We start from the raw sequence: 16,946 nt of genomic DNA, 5'->3' as shown, positions 1-16,946 counted from the left end.
TCCTCACCCGTCGGAGGAACCACGCCATGAAGCGCCTCGCCGTCGTCGCCGTCACCGCGCTCGCGCCCGTCTCCTGGGGCTCGACGTACGCCGTCACCACCGAACTGCTCCCGCCCGACCGGCCGTTGTTCACCGGGGTCATGAGGGCCCTGCCCGCCGGGCTGTTACTGATCGCCGCCGGCCGCACCCTGCCCAGGGGGGAGTGGTGGTGGAAGTCCGCCGTCCTGGGCGCACTGAACATCGGCGCCTTCTTCCCCCTGCTGTTCCTCTCCGCATACCGGCTGCCCGGCGGTCTCGCGGCCGTGCTCGGCGCGTTCGGCCCGCTGGCCGTCATCGGACTCGCCGCGATGCTGCTCGGCGAGAAGGCGAGCGCCCGCGCGCTGCTCGCCGCGATCGCCGGGGCGTTCGGCGTGTCCATGGTGGTGCTCAAGGCCGGGGCCGCCCTCGACCTGATCGGCGTCCTGGCCGGTGCCACCGCCGCCGCGTCGATGGCCGCGGGCACCGTGATGACCAAGCGCTGGGGCCGCCCCGAGGGCGTCGGCCCGCTGGTACTGACCGGCTGGCAGCTCGCCGCCGGCGGCCTGCTGATCCTCCCGGTCGCCGCGGTGGCCGAGGGGGCGCCGCCCGCGCTCGACGGGCAGGCCTGGCTCGGCTACGGCTACATGATGCTGCTCAACACCGGGGCCGCGTACTGGCTCTGGTTCCGCGGCATCGGCCGGCTCGGCGCCACCTCGGTGACCCTGCTGAGCCCGCTCTCCCCGCTCACCGCCGCCGTCATCGGGTGGGCCGCGCTCGGCCAGTCGCTCTCGCCCGTGCAGGTCGTGGGCATGGTGATCGCGGTCGCCGCCACCGCCTTGGGGCAGCTGCCTCCCAGGACCAAGAAAACGTTCAGTAAAACTGAACAGATCGATCGAAAGTTTTCGATAGACCTGAGCGATGACGAGGTGCGACGGTAGTCCGCACGACACCGACACCAAGCACCCCAGGGGGAGACCACCGTGCCCGTCATGGCCCGCGTCCGCAGCGCTTCCAGCCTCCCGCAGCGAGGCCCGCAGCGCCGCCCGCCCACCGCCGGCGTGACGGCAGCGAAGGGCGCCGTCGGGCTGGGCGTGCTCCTCGCCCTCGTGGCGACGGTCGTGTGGTCCGGGAGCTTCGTGGCCACCCGCGGCATGGCCGACACCGTCCCGCCCGTGCAGGCCGTCTTCTGGCGCTGGATCATCGCCCTGCTCGCCGTCGCCCCGCTCGCGGCCCGCGAGACCTGGCGGCAGCGCGCCCTGATCCGCCGCCACTTCGGGTACGTCGCCCTGGCCTCGTTCTTCGGCATCGCCCTCTACAACACCCTGGTCCATCAGGCCGGACTGACCACCTCGGCCTCCAACATGGGCATGATCATGGCCGCCTCGCCGGTGGTCATGGCCGTCTTCTCCCGCCTCGGCGGCGAGCGGCTCGGGGCCGTGCGCACCTTCGGCATGCTGCTCGCCGCCTGCGGAGTGCTGCTGCTCGTCGGCAAGGGCTCCGCGGCCCCGGACTTCGCCGCCGGCGACCTGTGGATGTTCGGCGCGGCCCTGTCCTTCGCCTCGTACAGCGCGCTGCTCAAGCGCAAGCCCGCCGAGATCACCGGGCTCGCCTTCCTCTTCACCACCTTCCTGCTGGGCGCGCTGATGCTCGCCCCCGCGTACGCGCTGTCCCTGTCGCTCCAGGGCGGGTTCGCCGTCACCCCGGGCACCGCCGGACCGCTCCTGTACGTCGGCGTCCTCTCCTCCGCGGTGGCCTTCTTCGCCTGGAACAAGGCCATCTCCCTGATCGGCGCGGCCCGCGCCGGGGTCGTCTACTACCTCCAGCCCGTCTGCGTCGCGCTCCTCTCCTTCGCCCTGCTCGGCGAGCGGACCGGTCCCGCCCAGCTCCTGTGCATGGCCCTGATCCTGGGCGGCGTGGCGCTGGGGGCCCGCCGGTAGGTTCGGGCCCATGACCGGAACGACCGAGTGGGACATCAAGAAGCTGCGGATCCTGCGGACCCTGGCCGAACGGGGCACCGTGACCGCGACGGCCGAGGCGCTCCTCATGACGCCCTCGGCCGTGTCGCAGCAGCTGACCAACCTCTCCAGGCAGCTCGGCGTCCCCCTGCTGGAGGCCCAGGGCCGCCGGGTCCGCCTCACGGGCGCCGCCCACCTGGTACTCCGTCACGCCGAGGCGGTGTTCGCCCAGCTGGAGCGGGCCGACGCCGAGCTCACCGGCTACCGGGCGGGCGAGGCGGGCGAGGTCCGGGTCGGCGCGTTCTCCACCGCCGTCCCCGCCCTGGTGGTCCCCGCGGTCGCCGCCCTGCGCCGCTCCCACCCCTCCGTCGAGGTCCGCGTACGCGAGACCGAGGCCGCCGAGTCGTACGACCTCCTGTCCGCGGGAGCGGTGGACCTGGCGCTGTCCCTCGCGGCCCACGCACCCACCGCCCGCGACCCGCGCTTCACCCGGACCCCGCTGCTCGCCGACCCCCTCGACGTGGCCCTGCCGCCCGGTCACCCGCTGGCCGGCGCAGCGGACCTGCACCTCGCCGACCTCTCCGGCGAACGCTGGATCTTCGGCGGCTCCGGCCCCTGGTCCGAGATCACCCGCACCGCCTGCGAGGCCGCGGGCTTCGTTCCCGAACAGGCCCACTCCGCGGCCGGCTGGACCGCGATCCTCGCCATGGTCGAGGCCGGCATGGGCGTGGCCCTGATCCCCCGGATGGCCACCGCCCGCGCCGCCGGCGTCGTCGTCCGGGCCCTGCCCCACGACCGCCCCACCCGGCACGTCGTCGCGGCCACCCGCCGCGGCGCGGACTGCGCCCCGGCCGTGGCCCGCGTCCTGGCCGCCCTGTGCGACGCGGCCCGCCCGCGCACTCCGTCCCCCTGACCTCGCCGCCCGCGAACGCCGCGGCCCGCGAACGCCGGTGCCCCGGCCCGCCGAAGCGGACCGGGGCACCGGTGGTTCACCGACCCGGGGTCAGGACGCGGCTGCCGCGTCCGCCGCCTGGGCCTTCAGGGCGCGCTCGACGCCCGCGCGGGACTCCGAGACCAGCCGGCGCAGGGCGGCGTTCGGCTCGGCCGAGGCGAGCCAGGCGTCCGTCGCGTCCAGGGTCTCCTGCGAGACCAGCAGCGCGGGGTACAGGCCCACCGCGATCTGCTGTGCGATCTCGTGGCTGCGGTTCTCCCAGATCTCCTTGATCACGGCGAAGTACTTCGGCGAGTACGGCGCCAGCAGCTCGCGCTGGTCGGTCTGCACGAACCCGCCGATCACCGCCTCCTGCACCGCGTTCGGCAGGTCCGCGGACTCCACCACCGAGGCCCAGGCCGCCGCCTTCGCCTCCGCCGTCGGGCGGGCCGCACGGGCCGTGGCCGCGTGCCGCTCGCCCGCCGCCGTCTTGTCCTGCTCCAGCTCCGCCGCGATCCGCGCCTCGTCGGCGCGGCCGGTGGCGGCCAGGCGCTCCAGGAACGCCCAGCGCAGCTCGGTGTCGACGACCAGGCCCTCGACCGTGGCCGAGCCGTCGAGCAGCGCGGCCAGGAAGTCCAGCTGCTCGTCCGTACGGGCGGTCGCCGCGAACGCCCTCGCCCACGCCAGCTGGTGGTCGCCGCCCGGCGCCGCGGCGCGCAGGTGCTCCAGGGTGGCCTCGGTCCAGACGGCCAGGCCCGTCGCCCGCCACGCCGGGTCGGCGTACTGGTCGACCGCCAGCTTCACCTGGCGGTGCAGCGACTGGACCACGCCGATGTCCGACTCCTTGCCGATGCCGGAGAGCACCAGCGACAGGTAGTCGCGGGCGGCCAGCTCGCCGTCGCGCGTCATGTCCCAGGCCGAGGCCCAGCACAGCGCACGCGGCAGCGAGGCCTCGAAGTCGCCCAGGTGCGCGGTGACCTTGGCCAGCGAGTGCTCGTCGAGGCGGACCTTCGCGTACGACAGGTCGTCGTCGTTGAGCAGCACGACGTCCGGACGGCGGTGGCCCACCAGCTCCGCCACGTCGGTCAGCTCGGCCGCCGCGACGTCCAGCTCCACCCGGCGCTCGCGCAGCAGCTTCCCGCTCGCGTCGTCGAGCGTGTAGAAGCCGACGGCGATGCGGTGCGGCCGCAGCACCGGCTCGCCCTTGGCGCCCGCAGGCAGGGCCGGGGCCTCCTGGCGGACCTTGAACGAGGTGATGACCCCGTGCTCGTCCGTCTCGATCTCCGGGCGCAGGATGTTGATGCCCGCGGTCTCCAGCCACGCCTTCGACCAAGCGGTGAGGTCACGGCCGGAGGTCTCCTCCAGCGCGCCCAGAAGGTCGGACAGGCGGGTGTTGCCGAACGCGTGCGCCTTGAAGTACGCCTGCACGCCCGTGAAGAACTCGTCCATGCCCACGTACGCGACGAGCTGCTTGAGCACCGAGGCGCCCTTGGCGTACGTGATCCCGTCGAAGTTGACCAGGACGTCGTCCAGGTCCCGGATCTCCGCCATGATCGGGTGGGTGGACGGCAGCTGGTCCTGCCGGTACGCCCAGGTCTTCATGGAGTTGGCGAAGGTGGTCCAGGCGTGCGGCCACTTCGACTCGGGGTGGTACGCCTGGCAGGCGATCGACGTGTACGTCGCGAAGGACTCGTTCAGCCAGAGGTCGTTCCACCACTCCATGGTGACGAGGTCGCCGAACCACATGTGCGCCAGCTCGTGCAGGATGGTCTCGGCGCGCGTCTCGTACGCCGCGTCCGTCACCTTCGAGCGGAAGACGTACTGGTCGCGGATGGTCACCGCGCCCGCGTTCTCCATCGCGCCCGCGTTGAACTCCGGCACGAAGAGCTGGTCGTACTTCGCGAACGGGTAGTCGTAGGCGAACTTCTCCTGGAACCAGTCGAAGCCCTGCCGGGTGACCTCGAAGATCGCGTCCGAGTCGAGGAACTCGGCCAGCGACGGACGGCAGTAGATGCCCAGAGGGACGGTCCGGCCGTCCTTCTCGTACGAGCTGTGCACCGAGTGGTACGGGCCAACGATCAGCGCGGTGATGTACGTCGAGATCCGCGGGGTCGGCTCGAAGGTCCAGACGTTGTCCTTGACCTCCGAGGCCTCCGGCGTCGGGGAGTTCGAGATGACCGTCCAGCCCTCGGGGGCCTTCACGGTGAACTGGAAGGTCGCCTTCAGGTCCGGCTGCTCGAAGGACGCGAACACCCGGCGGGCGTCCGGCACCTCGAACTGCGTGTACAGGTACGCCTGCTCGTCCACCGGGTCGACGAAGCGGTGCAGGCCCTCGCCGGTGTTGGTGTAGGCGCAGTCCGCGACGACCTTGAGCTCGTTCGGCCCGGCGTCCAGGTGCTTCAGCGCGATCCGCGAGTCACGGAAGACCGCCGCCACGTCCAGCGACCGGCCGTTGAGCACGACCTCGTGGACCGCCGGTGCGACCAGGTCGATGAAGGTCTCGGCGTTCGCCTCCGCGGAGTCGAAGCGCACCGTGGTCACCGACCGGTAGGTGCCCCCCTCCTGGGCGCCGCTCAGATCGAGATCGATCTCGTACGACTCGACGGTGAGCAGCTTTGCCCGCTGCTGAGCCTCTTCACGGGTCAGATTCGTGCCTGGCACGCGTTCATCTCCTTCGATGGTGACGTTCCCGCCCATCCTTCCACGACGGGTCCGTCACCCGCCTGCGGTAATCGGGCGGCGCCGGACGGCGAGCCGCCGGAGGTCTCTTCTCACCCAGTTTCGAACGCGACGTCGGATTCCTGCCGGACATGCCCGGCGCCGTGGCGGACGCTGGAGCCCATGAACCCGTACACGGCCCGACCCGTCGAACCGGCGACCCTGCGGCAGCTGCGCGAGCGTGACGACGCAGGCCGGCCCTGCGCCCCGTACCCCGATCCCGAGGGCGGAGCGCCGCTGCGCTGCTGCCTGCGCCGGAGCCGCCCCGGAGAGTGGATCGCGCTCGTCTCGTACGCACCCCTGCGCCGCTGGGCGGCCGGCACCGGCGCCGAGCCGGGCGCCTACGACGAACAGGGGCCCGTCTTCATCCACGCCGACGACTGCGGCGGACCCGCCGGGGAGGGGGGCGCGTACCCCTTCGGGCAGCCGGGCGCGCTGCGCACCGTGCGCCGGTACAGCGCCGCCGGGCGCATCCTCGGCGGCCGGGTCCTGGAGCTCCCGGACCGGCCCGCCGAGGGTTTCGAGGCCGCCTTCGCGGAGGCGTTCGCCGATCCCGCCGTCGCGCTGGTCCACGTCCGGGCCGCGGAGTACGGCTGCTTCCAGTTCGAGGTCCGCCGGCCCTGACCCGGCCCTGACCGGACCGGGGACGGCAGAGGGGCGGGTGCCGGCCGGCACCCGCCCCTCGCTCACGTCACCGGGCTCAGCCCTGCTGGAGCTCCTCGGCCACCAGCTCCGCGATCTGCACGGCGTTCAGGGCCGCGCCCTTGCGGAGGTTGTCGTTGGAGAGGAACAGCGCGAGGCCGTTCTCGACCGTCTCGTCCACGCGGATGCGGCCGACGTACGAGACGTCCTTGCCCGCCGCCTGGAGCGGGGTCGGGATCTCCGAGAGCTCGACGCCCGGGGCGCCCGACAGCAGCTCGTACGCGCGCTCCACGCTGATCGGGCGGCGGAAGCGGGCGTTGACCTGGAGCGAGTGGCCGGAGAAGACCGGGACGCGCACGCAGGTGCCGGAGACCTTCAGCTCGGGGATCTCCAGGATCTTGCGGGACTCGTTGCGGAGCTTCTGCTCCTCGTCGGTCTCGAAGGAGCCGTCGTCCACGATGGAGCCGGCCAGCGGGACGACGTTGTACGCGATCGGGCGCTTGTAGACGGCGGGCTCCGGGAACTCCACCGCCTCGCCGTCGAAGGTCAGCTGGTCGGCCGCCTCGGACACCGCACAGGCCTGGCCCTTGAGCTCGGCGACGCCCGCGAGGCCCGAGCCGGACACGGCCTGGTAGGTGGTGGCGACCAGGGAGGTCAGGCCGGCCTCGTCGTGGAGGGGGCGCAGCACCGGCATCGCGGCCATCGTGGTGCAGTTCGGGTTGGCGATGATGCCCTTGGGGCGGTTCTTGATCGCGTGCGGGTTGACCTCGGAGACGACCAGCGGAACGTCGGGGTCGCGGCGCCAGGCGGAGGAGTTGTCGATCACCACGGCGCCCTGGGAGGCCACCTTCTCGGCCAGGGCCCTGGAGGTGGCGCCGCCGGCGGAGAACAGCACGATGTCGAGACCGGAGTAGTCCGCGGTGGACGCGTCCTCGATGGTGATCTCCCGGCCCTCCCACTCGATCGTCGAGCCGGCCGACCGGGCCGAGGCGAACAGCCGCAGCTCGGCCACGGGGAACTTCCGCTCGGCGAGGATGCGGCGCATCACGCCGCCGACCTGTCCGGTGGCTCCGACGATTCCGACCCTCACGGTGACTCCTTCTGGTACGTACAGCTAGGTCAAGCCTGCTCCATCATGCGGGCGACCCCGGCAGGCTTGTCCAATCAGTTGTCCGCAGTACGGACGCGCCGCGGGCCGCCGGCGGTTGCGCCCCCCTCGGCGGCGGACCACGAGGGTCCGTTTTCCGCCGGTCCGCACCGGCAGGATCCCGGGCGGCAGCCGGTGCGGCCCGCTGCCCGGAGTGAGCCGTTGCACACGCAGCATCTCCTCGTCGGGGGTCCGGACGGCTCAGCCGCGGTTGCCGCGCGCCCGCTGCGCTCCAGGAGGACGTCCGCGGCGGGGGCCCGTACGGGCTGCGGGGCGGGAGCCGGGGCCGGGGCCTGGACGCGTGCGGGCACGGGCACGGCCGGTGCGGACGCGGACACGGCAGCCGGGGCCGGGGCCGGCTTCGGGTGCGTCAGGGGCAGGGCCGCAGCGGATGCCGGGCCCGGTACGGTCGCCGCCGGTGCCGTCACGGCCGCCGCGCCGGGCACGGCCGCCCCGGGCGCCTTCGAGACCCTGATGGGCTCGGGCCCCCGGGGAACAGGAGCCCCCGGGACCCGGGTACCCGCGGAGACGTCCGCGACCGCGATCCCGAAGTCCGCCGCCAGGCCCGCCGGCCCCGAGTCGTAGCCCTGGCCGACCGCCCGGAACCTCCACTCCGCGCCGGTACAGCTCGCCGAGGACGAACGCCGTCTCCGTGGACGCGTCCTCGACCCGGTACGTGGCGACCGTCGCGTCGCCCGCCGTCACCTGCACGTACGGTCCGGGCACCGCCCCGAACGTCCCGCCGTCCGCCGAGCCCGCGATCACCACCCGCTCCACTTCCGGCTCCAGCCGCGGCAGGTCCGCTTCCAGCCACTGCGCCCGCCGGCCGCCGCCCTCGCTCGCGCCGAGGTGCCGCGCCGCGCCCGAGGGGTGCTGCGGCCGACCGTGGAGGACGAGGTCGGCGTCGCCGCGCACGGTGCCCTGCGCGTCGAGCAGCAGGAGGGAGGCGTCGAGGCCCGGTGGTCCGGGCTGCTCCAGGCGGCAGACGGCTATCCGGACCGGCTGGGCGGGGGCGGCGGTGTTGCCCCCCTGAGTGACAACCGATGTCAGGCGATGTCAGCGGAGTTGACGCTTCGAGTACGGATATGACGACGTATGACAAGTATGTGGCGGCTGTGTTGCCGGGGGCCGAAAAGGGCGGTCCGGGCGGGGGGCAGTGGTTACGGTCCGGTCTGGCGTGACCGATATACGGACACGCGTTCCGCAGACCGAACTCGGGGAGATACCACCGTGCGCGCCCACCGCCACCGCAACCGGACCATAGCGGCCCTCGTCACCGCCGCCGTCGCCACGCCCGTCCTGCTCAGCTCCACCCCGGCCGTCGCCCACGAGCGCCCCGGCAAGCTCGCGAAGCAGCTGGTCAAGCAGGCCTCGGGCAAGAGCGCCTACCGCCACCTGGCCGCGTTCCAGAAGATCGCCGACGCCAACGGCGGCAACCGCGCCGCCGGCACCCCGGGCTACGACGCCTCCGCCGCCTACGTGCACGACCGCCTGAAGAAGGCCGGGTACAAGGTCGGGTACCAGGAGTTCGAGATCTACGAGGCGAAGACCCGCACCGAGAAGCTCTCCGTGCTCACCCCGGAGGCCCGCGAACTGGCCACGGCCGCCTTCACCTTCACCCCCTCCACCCCGAAGCAGGGGCTGACCGCCCCGATCGCGCTCGCCCGCGTGGACGAGACCCCGGGCTGCGACGCCGCCGACTACCCGGCCGGCGCCTTCACCGGGAAGATCGCCCTGGTCAAGCGCGGCAGCTGCACCTTCGTGGAGAAGCAGAAGGCCGCCGCCGCGGCCGGCGCCCTCGGCGTGATCGTCTACAACCACAGCGGCACCACCCCGGTCCGCGGCGGCTTCGGCTCGCCGTCCGAGGGCGTCATCCCCAGCGCGGGCATCACGCTGGCCGACGGCGAGGCCCTGACGGCCGCCGCGGGCAAGGGCGAGGTGAAGGTCAAGCTCGACCTGGACCAGCAGCACATCAAGCGCAAGACCCGCAACGTGATCGCCGAGACCCGCGGCGGCCGCGCCGACCGCGTGGTCGCCGTGGGCAGCCACCTCGACTCGGTGAAGGAGGGCCCGGGCATCAACGACAACGGCTCGGGCTCCGCCGGTCTCCTGGAGGTCGCGCTCAAGCTGGCCGAGCAGACCCGCAAGACGGGCGAGCAGCCCGCCAACAAGGTCCGCTTCGCCTGGTGGTCCGCCGAGGAGCTGGGCCTGCTCGGCTCCGAGCACTACGTGTCGAAGCTGACGGAGAAGCAGAAGAAGAACATCGCGCTCTACCTGAACTTCGACATGATCGCCTCGCCCAACCCCGCGCAGTTCGTGTACGACGGCGACGACTCGGACAAGAAGGGCGCGGGTGCCGGCCCGGCGGGCTCGGCGCAGATCGAGAAGCTCATCAACCGCTTCCTCGACAAGAAGGGCAAGGCCCACGAGGGCAGCGACTTCGACGGCCGCTCGGACTACGGCCCGTTCATCGCGAACGGCATCCCCGCGGGCGGCACCTTCACGGGCGCCGAGGGCATCAAGACCCCGGAGCAGGCCGCCCGTTACGGCGGCACGGCCGGCGTCGCGTACGACCCGAACTACCACGGCGCGGGCGACAACCTGAAGAACATCGACCGGAAGGTCTTCGACACGAACGTGGACGTCATCGCCCACGCGGTCGGCACGTACGCCCAGGACCTGCGCGGCCTGAAGGGCTGACGCCCGAGGGGGACCCGGGCAGCACCCGGGGGGTACGAGGGGGAAGAACGGAGCGGGGGGGGGGGGGGGGGGGGGGGGGGGGGGGGCCGCGCCCCCCCCCCCCCCCCCCCCCCCCCCCCCCCCCCCGCCCTGTCGTTCACGTCATCCGGTTACGGGGTGACGCTCTGGATCTGCACGCTGCCGGTGCCGGCGGCGGTGCCGCGGGCGTTGAGCAGCTGGACCTGGCCGAAGAACTGACGGCCCTCGGGGGCCGCGGCCTTCACCAGGACGTTCGCGTTCACCGGGGCGGACGCGCCGTTGGCGAGGTTCACCGTGGCGGCCTCGTCGACCTGGACGGAGCCCAGCGAGTCGGCGAAGAAGACGTCACGGTAGTCGTACGTGGTGGTCCCGGCCGGGATCGCGTAGCCGATGACCTGGACCGAGTAGGTGCCGGCGGCCGGCTTGAGCAGGGTGACGGCCTCCTCGGAGTCGCCGTCCGCGGCGGAGCCGACCTTCATGCCGTCCTTGTAGACCTCGAGGTCGAGGTCCGCACCCGCATCGGAGACGTTGCCGATCGCGATGTCGAGGCGCTCGACGCCCTCACCGATGGTGACCTCGGTGGTCTGGGTCTCGTGCTCGGCGATGGTCGGCTTGGCGACCTTCGCGGAGCCGAGCGGGCCGCCCTTGAGCTTGCCCTGCAGGCCCGCCCAGTCGTTGGTGACGGTCCACTGGACCGGCGCCGGGGTGCCGACCTTGGCCTCCGGCAGCACCTTGACGGCCGGGTCGAAGGAGGCGCCGAGGACGGTGACGTCCAGCTTGTACGGGTTGTCGAGCAGCGGCGACGTGCGGCGCGACTCGACCTCGATCTCCCAGACGCCCGGCTGCGGGTCGGTGACCGACCGCAGGTCGGGGCGGCACGTGTTGGCCGGGTTGGCGTAGTTCGGGTAGCAGTTGACCGTGGAGGTCGGGTCGACGGCCACACCGTACGGGTGGATCGAGATGAAGCGGGTCTGGCTGCCGGCCGCGAGCCCGCCGAGGGCGACCTCGAGGGACTTGGCGCCCGCCGGGACGTTCACGAAGTACGACTTGTGGCTGTTGCGCTGCACCGAGGAGGTCTCGGAGAAGCCGAAGGCGGGCTTGGTCAGCTGCTTGGCGACGACGACCGTGGTGAGGACCTGCTTGTCGATGCCCTCGGTGGTCGCGTCGTCCAGCTGCAGGATGCCGCTGAAGACGCCCGCGCCGGAGGCCTTCGCCTGGACCTTGACGGTGACCGGCTTGTTCAGGGGCAGGGTGACGTAGTCGTAGTCACCGAGCACCTTGAAGGTGCCGTCGTTGTTGCGCCACGACACGTCGTGACGGACGCCGTACTTCGGACCCGTGGTGCGGGTGACGACGACGTCGTAGACCTTCTTCTGGCCGGCCTTGAGGCCGCCCTCGCGGTCGTACAGGCCGGTGCCGAAGCCCGGGGTCTTCAGGAACTGGTCGAGCGCGGTGTCGACCGGGGCCTTGACGGTGTAGTCGTGGGCCTTCGCGCCGCGCTGGATCGAGTCCCACGCCGCGACGACGTTGATGAGGCCCGCGCCCTGCTCGTGCGCCTTGTAGCCCGAGATCTTCTTGGCGGTGCTGGTCAGCGCGGTGCGCAGACCGGCCGGGGCCAGGGAGATCTTCGCCTGCTTGGCGGCCGAGATCAGCAGCGCGCTCGCGCCCGCGGCCTGCGGCGAGGACATCGAGGTGCCCTGCAGCATGCCGTAGCCGGCCGGGAGGGCGTAGCCCGCCTCGGCGACCGGAGCGCCCGGCAGCCAGGTCTGGATGGTGTTGACGGAGGCACCGGGGGCGGTGATGCTCGGCGTGAAGCCGCCGTCCTCGCGCGGACCGCGCGAGGAGAACGGGAACATCGCGTACTTCTTCTCCACACCGGAGCCGTAGTTGGCGGCCCAGGTGTCCTTGGAGACCGCGGCGCCCACGCTCAGGACCTTGTCGGCCAGCGACGGGTCGCCGATGGTGTTGACGCCCGGGCCCGAGTTGCCGGCCGAGATGACCAGCTGGACGCCGTAGGTGTCGATGAGGCGGGTGTAGAGCTCGGCGCGCGCGTTGTTGCCGTCGTTGAGCGCCGGCAGGCCGCCGATGGACATGTTGACGATGTCCACGCCGCGGTTGACGACGAGGTCGATCATGCCCTCGGTCAGCGCGACGTTGGTGCAGCCGCCGCTCCAGGAGCAGGCGCGGGAGGAGACGAGCTTGGCACCGGGCGCGGCACCGTTCATCTTGCCGCCGAACAGGCTGTTGGCGGCGGTGATGCCGGCCACGTGCGTGCCGTGCTCGGACTCGATGATGCCGACGTTGACGAAGTCGGCCTTCTTGCCGACCCAGTCCCCGCCCAGCGGGTCCATCGGGACGTCCTTGCGGATCTCGATGACGAACGGGATCCGCTCGGCGATCTCGGTGGACGGGTTGTCCGTACCGAAGTAGCCGATCTGGAAACCGTCCTTGTACGGCTTCATCGGCTCGTTGTCCGTGAAGTCGTTGTTCTGGTCGGTGTCCACGCGGACGGTGCCCGCAACCGGGTCGTAGAGCAGGCCGAACCGGTCGGAGGTGTCTCCGTCGCGGTTGACGTCGCCCTTCATGTCGCCGTTGGCGGTGATCGACTCGGTGAAGCGGCTCCACTGGTAGCTGCCCGCGGGGGCCTTCCAGGTGGTGCCGGACACCGTGAACTCGGTGCCGGAAACCGGGGTGATCTGGGCGCGCCAGGTGCCGTCGCTGTCGGTGATCGGGTCGGTCGCGGTGACCCAGTCGACGACCTTGCGCTCGCCGGTGGTGGTCTTCTGCAGCGCCGGGTGCCCGAGGTCGACACCGGAGTCCATGATGCCGATGGTCACGCCACGGCCGTCGGCCTTCGGGTTCGCCTTGACGAAGTCGACCGCGCCCGTCTCGAAGGACGGGTTGTACGGGTTCTTCGCCGGCGTGTTCTTGTCCGGGGCCGGGAAGGACGCGGCGGCCGTGCGCTTGACCGTGCCGGTCTCGCGGCTGGAGCCGGGACGCGGGTCCTCGCGCTTGATCTCGTGCTTGAGGTCGATCCCGTGCACGGAGGAAAGCTTCGCCGCGGCGGCGAGCGCGGCCCCGGCCTTGGCCGTGGGCAGCGTGGCGCGGACGTAGCCGAGCTTGTCGTACGTCTTGCCGACGGACGCGCCCGGGACGGCGTCGAGCTGCGCGGCCACCTGCTCGGTGGCGCCGGGTGCGGTCGCGACCATCGCGGTGACGGTCTTCTCGCCCTTCGACTCGGCCTCGGCGAGCAGCTTGGCGTCTTCCGAGCCGAGCTTCTCCTCGGCCGACTTGACGGGTGCGGAGGCGGCCGGGTCGTCGGCGTTGAACGCCGCGAACGCGGGCACCGGCCCTGCGGCCGCGAGGGCGGCCACCAGGCCTGCCGCGGCGGCGACGCGGGCAGCGCGTCTCGCCCCGGATATCGAACTGGGGGATTCGAGGGTCATCAGCATCCCTGATAAGTGAAAGAAACGGTCCGGATTTCGGTGCCGGATGACCGGTCAGCTTTGCGCAAGTGACAGGGCTTTGGGGAGGGATGCCGGGGACGGGTGTCCGTCATGGCGGACACCCGCCAGCGCGTGCGATGCGTCAGCGAGGCCGTACCGGGACAGACCCGTACGAGCCGAAGGGGCTCAGAAGTAGATTTGTCGACTCAGTGGTCTTCGCGTGAACGTGCGTAGTGGCGGGATGCTTTGGCCCGGTTTCCGCAGGCGGCCATGGAGCACCAGCGGCGGGTGCCGTTCCGCGAGGTGTCGAAGAAGTGCAGGACACAGGCCTCGTGGGCGCACGCGCGGATCCGGTCCGGCGCGGTGCGCAGCAGGGCGAGGTAGTCGTGCGCCGCGGTCCACGCGGGCCCCCAGGTGCGGTCCTCGAACTCCGCGGTCTCGCCCGGCCCGTCGGCGGTCAGGGTCGGCCGGATCCGGCCGTGCCCGAGCACGGCGTCGACGAGGGAGCGGGCGCCGGGGTCGGACGGGGTGTCCACGATGCGGGCGAGGGCCTCGCGCGCGGTGAGCAGGTGGACCAGGGTCGCCGCGTCCGCACGGAAGCGGCCCGCAAGGCCGGCGCCCTCCAGCCAGAGGGCGAGCCCCTCCAGCCGGGTCAGGCCCGCGGCTCCGGCGAACAGGTCCTGCCGCTCCCCCTCCTGCATCCAGCGGGTGTTCAGCAGGTCCAGGCAGACCGGCTCGCCGGTCAGCGGGCGCGGATCGTTCGCGGCGGTCATCCCATGCTCCTTCTCGACTAACCACTCAAGAGTACGTGGACGGTTGACGTGATCTTGCCTAACCCTTAAAGTCGAATTGAAAGGTTAGCCAGAACGGCGCGACACGTCGAAGAGGGGAAACAGTCATGACGGCTGCCGGCACGCTCACCACCGGCCACGTGGGCCTGAACGTCACCGATCTCGCCCGGTCGCTCGGCTTCTACCGGGACGCGCTCGGCTTCGAGGTCCTCGGCGAAGGCAAGGAGGCGGACCGCCGGTTCGCCTTCCTCGGACAGGACGGCACGCTCGTCCTCACGCTCTGGGAACAGGCCGGGGGTGCGTTCGCCCCGTCCGCCGCGGGCCTGCACCACCTGGCCTTCTCGGCCGGGTCGATCGACGAGGTGCGCGACTTCGAATCCCGCCTGCGCGCCCTGGACGTCGCGTTCGCCTACGACGGCGTCGTCGCCCACGGCGAGGGTGCTGCCTCGGGCGGGATCTTCTTCCACGACCCCGACGGCACCCGCCTGGAGATCTCGGTGCCGACCGGCGCCGAAGGCGCCCCGGCTCCCAGCTCCACCGCACCCACCTGCGGCTTCTTCTAGAAGACCCTCTGGAGAAGCGGCTTCCCGAGGAGGAGTCCGTCATGACAGCAGCCGCTGCGCAGCCCTACCACCCGGGCTCGCGCGCCGTACAGGACCGGGTCGGGGTCCGCGAGCTCGCCGACCACGTCGGCCGCTCCATCGGCCCCGGCATCCGCGACGTCGCGGCGGCCTTCCTCGGGCTCCAGCCCATCCTCGTCCTCGGCGCCGCCGACGCCCCGGACCCCGGCGGCCGCCTCTGGGCCTCCGTCCTGACCGGTGAGCCCGGATTCGTCCGGGCCACCGGGCCGGACCGGATCGCCGTCCGCGGCGGCGTGCCCGCCGGCGACCCGCTCGCCGAGGCCCTCGCCAGGCCCGGCACCGCCGTCGGCACGATCGCCCTCGACCCCCGCACCCGCCGCCGGATGAGACTCAACGGCACGGCGGACCCCACCCCGAACGGCTTCGCCGTCCAGGCCCGGCAGGTCTTCTCCAACTGCCCCAAGTACCTCCAGAAGCGGCAGCCGCTCGCCGTCGAGGAGACCGGCACCGGTGTCGTGCGGCGCGGCCGCACCCTCACCCCCGGCCAGCAGCGGACCGTACGCGCCGCCGATACCTTCTTCATCGCGACCACCGCCGGGGGCGCAGTGGACGCGAGCCACCGCGGCGGGAACCCCGGTTTCGTCGAAGTCCGCTCCCCGGCCGAACTCGCCTGGCCGGACTACCCGGGCAACGCCATGTTCCTGACCCTCGGCAACCTCACCGCCGACCCCCGGGCCGGACTCCTCTTCCCCGACTGGGAGACGGGTGCGGTCCTCCAGCTCACGGGCCGCGCGCGCACCGACTTCGGCCCCGACGGCTCCCGTACCGTCCGCTTCACCGTCGAAGAGGCCGTCGAAAGCCTCCATCCGGGCCGGCTGCGGTGGAGCACCCCCGAGTACTCCCCGGCCAACCCCCCGGTCCCCGGGGCGCCTCACCGGGGCAGCACCACCAGGTAGGCCGCCGGGTCGCGGTCGCCGGACGCGGTCAGCGCGGTACGGATGACCGCGGCCTGCTGCTCGGCGTGGTCCCGGAGCTTGCGCGGGGTGATGTGGACGACGGTCAGGCCCAGCCGCTCCAGGTGCTCCCGTTTGCGCGCGTACTCGGACCACTGGTCGTCCTCGCCCTGCCGCGGAGCCCGGGTGTCCAGCTCCACCGCCACCGCTTGGTCGGGCCAGTAGGCGTCCACGCCGCCCAGGTGCGGGCCGCCCGGCAGCCGCAGGTCGACGTTCCACAGCGGGTCCGGCAGGTCGAAGGACCGCACGAGCCGGTACAGCCGGTCCTCCGCGATGGCACGGCCCTCGGCGAGCAGCGAGTCCACCGCGTCCACCACGTGCGGCCGGTTCAGCAGCCGCGCCTGCGTCAGCTCGCGCACCACCGCGGCCGGTTCGCAGTGCCCGCCGCGCACCGCCTCGCTCAGCAGCCGCCGTACCGTCCCCGCGTCGGCCAGCTCCGCCACGGCGTCCGCGAGGGCCCGCGCCACCGGCGCCACCGGCAGCCCGGTCACCTGCTGCGCCCCGGGCTGGGCGTGCGCCCGCACCACCCGCACCCAGCCCGTGGACCGCAGCCGCCGGGTGCCGGGGACCAGGACGTCGATCCGGTCGAGCGCGGGCAGCGGGGGAGCCGAGGCGAACTGGTACAGGGCCAGCGCCGCCAGCCCGGTGATCATGACGTCGCCGCCGCGCTTCCCCGCGTACAGCAGGGCCGCGTGCAGCCGCTCCTCGCTGGTGGGCAGGCCCGGGTGGAGCAGGAACACCCCCGGCAGGACCTGCTGCCAGGGCCCTCCGGGGCGGCACCGCTCGGACGTGTCGGAGGGGGTGATCCCGTGCTCGCGCAGCTGCGTGACGCTGAGCACGCGGGGCCGCGAACCGCTGAGGTGGTGGAGCGGGCGGGGAGCGGAAACACCGTGGAAGGTGGGGGAGTTGTGGTTCATGACGCGGAGATTCCCGCCCCCGGCACCCCCGCTAACCGCTGTTACACGCCCGTCGACAAATCCGGACAA

At 72.5% G+C, this 16,946-nt stretch carries 14 protein-coding genes and 1 pseudogene; 9 read left to right on the top strand and 6 right to left on the bottom strand.

Annotated features, from left to right (window positions below; genetic code table 11):
* Positions 1–26 precede the first annotated feature (26 nt).
* The 3 genes from ACZ7H1_RS09480 to ACZ7H1_RS09470 are packed head-to-tail and all read left to right on the top strand — an operon-like array spanning position 27 to position 2,886.
* Complete coding sequence (locus tag ACZ7H1_RS09480; protein ID WP_470785110.1) at positions 27–956, top strand: EamA family transporter; 930 nt, start codon at positions 27–29, stop codon at positions 954–956.
* Between the two features lie 51 nt (positions 957–1,007).
* Entirely contained in the window at positions 1,008–1,955 is a 948-nt protein-coding gene (locus tag ACZ7H1_RS09475) for a DMT family transporter (protein WP_470785108.1), read from the top strand.
* 10 nt (positions 1,956–1,965) lie between these two features.
* Positions 1,966–2,886, top strand: a complete 921-nt coding sequence (locus ACZ7H1_RS09470) for a LysR family transcriptional regulator (RefSeq protein ID WP_470785107.1) — start codon at positions 1,966–1,968, stop codon at positions 2,884–2,886.
* A 90-nt stretch (positions 2,887–2,976) separates the two neighbouring features.
* On the opposite strand, the gene pepN is transcribed toward ACZ7H1_RS09470, so the two are convergent.
* Positions 2,977–5,565 (bottom strand): aminopeptidase N, encoded by a 2,589-nt coding sequence (gene pepN, locus ACZ7H1_RS09465; RefSeq protein WP_470785105.1) that lies wholly within the window; start codon positions 5,563–5,565, stop codon positions 2,977–2,979.
* A gap of 180 nt (positions 5,566–5,745) precedes the next feature.
* Here pepN and ACZ7H1_RS09460 point away from each other — a divergent pair, with 180 nt between their 5' ends.
* Positions 5,746–6,246 (top strand): DUF1203 domain-containing protein, encoded by a 501-nt coding sequence (locus ACZ7H1_RS09460; RefSeq protein ID WP_470785103.1) that lies wholly within the window; start codon positions 5,746–5,748, stop codon positions 6,244–6,246.
* A 76-nt stretch (positions 6,247–6,322) separates the two neighbouring features.
* Here ACZ7H1_RS09460 and ACZ7H1_RS09455 read toward each other — a convergent pair whose 3' ends face one another.
* On the bottom strand, positions 6,323–7,354 hold the full coding sequence (locus ACZ7H1_RS09455) for an aspartate-semialdehyde dehydrogenase (protein WP_470785101.1): 1,032 nt from the start codon (positions 7,352–7,354) through the stop codon (positions 6,323–6,325).
* 219 nt (positions 7,355–7,573) lie between these two features.
* Here ACZ7H1_RS09455 and ACZ7H1_RS09450 point away from each other — a divergent pair, with 219 nt between their 5' ends.
* Positions 7,574–7,996, top strand: a complete 423-nt coding sequence (locus ACZ7H1_RS09450) for a hypothetical protein (protein WP_470785169.1) — start codon at positions 7,574–7,576, stop codon at positions 7,994–7,996.
* Between the two features lie 84 nt (positions 7,997–8,080).
* Here the strand turns inward: ACZ7H1_RS09450 and ACZ7H1_RS09445 are convergent.
* Positions 8,081–8,326 (bottom strand): annotated as a pseudogene (locus ACZ7H1_RS09445) (TerD family protein); the annotation flags it as partial.
* Here ACZ7H1_RS09445 and ACZ7H1_RS09440 point away from each other — a divergent pair.
* Both ACZ7H1_RS09440 and ACZ7H1_RS09435 read left to right on the top strand, forming a co-directional pair.
* Entirely contained in the window at positions 8,297–8,500 is a 204-nt protein-coding gene (locus ACZ7H1_RS09440) for a hypothetical protein (RefSeq protein ID WP_470785167.1), read from the top strand. The pseudogene ACZ7H1_RS09445 and the gene ACZ7H1_RS09440 sit on opposite strands and share 30 nt — an antisense overlap.
* A gap of 141 nt (positions 8,501–8,641) precedes the next feature.
* A complete protein-coding gene (locus ACZ7H1_RS09435; protein WP_470785099.1) occupies positions 8,642–10,111 on the top strand; it encodes a M28 family metallopeptidase in 1,470 nt (489 codons plus the stop codon).
* Positions 10,112–10,260: 149 nt separating this feature from the next.
* On the opposite strand, the gene ACZ7H1_RS09430 is transcribed toward ACZ7H1_RS09435, so the two are convergent.
* Both ACZ7H1_RS09430 and ACZ7H1_RS09425 read right to left on the bottom strand, forming a co-directional pair.
* Complete coding sequence (locus ACZ7H1_RS09430) at positions 10,261–13,575, bottom strand: S8 family serine peptidase (RefSeq protein WP_470785097.1); 3,315 nt, start codon at positions 13,573–13,575, stop codon at positions 10,261–10,263.
* Between the two features lie 206 nt (positions 13,576–13,781).
* Positions 13,782–14,348: a CGNR zinc finger domain-containing protein gene (locus ACZ7H1_RS09425; protein WP_470785095.1), complete on the bottom strand. Its 567-nt coding sequence runs from the start codon at positions 14,346–14,348 to the stop codon at positions 13,782–13,784.
* Between the two features lie 125 nt (positions 14,349–14,473).
* Here ACZ7H1_RS09425 and ACZ7H1_RS09420 point away from each other — a divergent pair, with 125 nt between their 5' ends.
* Together ACZ7H1_RS09420 and ACZ7H1_RS09415 are read left to right on the top strand one after the other, a co-directional pair.
* Positions 14,474–14,929 carry a VOC family protein gene (locus ACZ7H1_RS09420; protein WP_470785094.1) on the top strand — a complete coding sequence of 152 codons (456 nt, stop codon included), beginning with the start codon at positions 14,474–14,476 and terminating at the stop codon, positions 14,927–14,929.
* Between the two features lie 41 nt (positions 14,930–14,970).
* Positions 14,971–15,903: a pyridoxamine 5'-phosphate oxidase family protein gene (locus ACZ7H1_RS09415; RefSeq protein WP_470785093.1), complete on the top strand. Its 933-nt coding sequence runs from the start codon at positions 14,971–14,973 to the stop codon at positions 15,901–15,903.
* Here the strand turns inward: ACZ7H1_RS09415 and ACZ7H1_RS09410 are convergent.
* Positions 15,879–16,877, bottom strand: coding sequence for a hypothetical protein (locus ACZ7H1_RS09410; protein WP_470785092.1), 999 nt, complete (start codon positions 16,875–16,877; stop codon positions 15,879–15,881). The two genes, ACZ7H1_RS09415 and ACZ7H1_RS09410, sit on opposite strands and share 25 nt — an antisense overlap.
* Positions 16,878–16,946 lie beyond the last annotated feature (69 nt).

The organism is Streptomyces sp. NPDC037401 (assembly GCF_055602345.1).
Note: the sequence above shows the minus strand (reverse complement) of the source record. Positions and strands in the feature narration are given on the sequence as shown.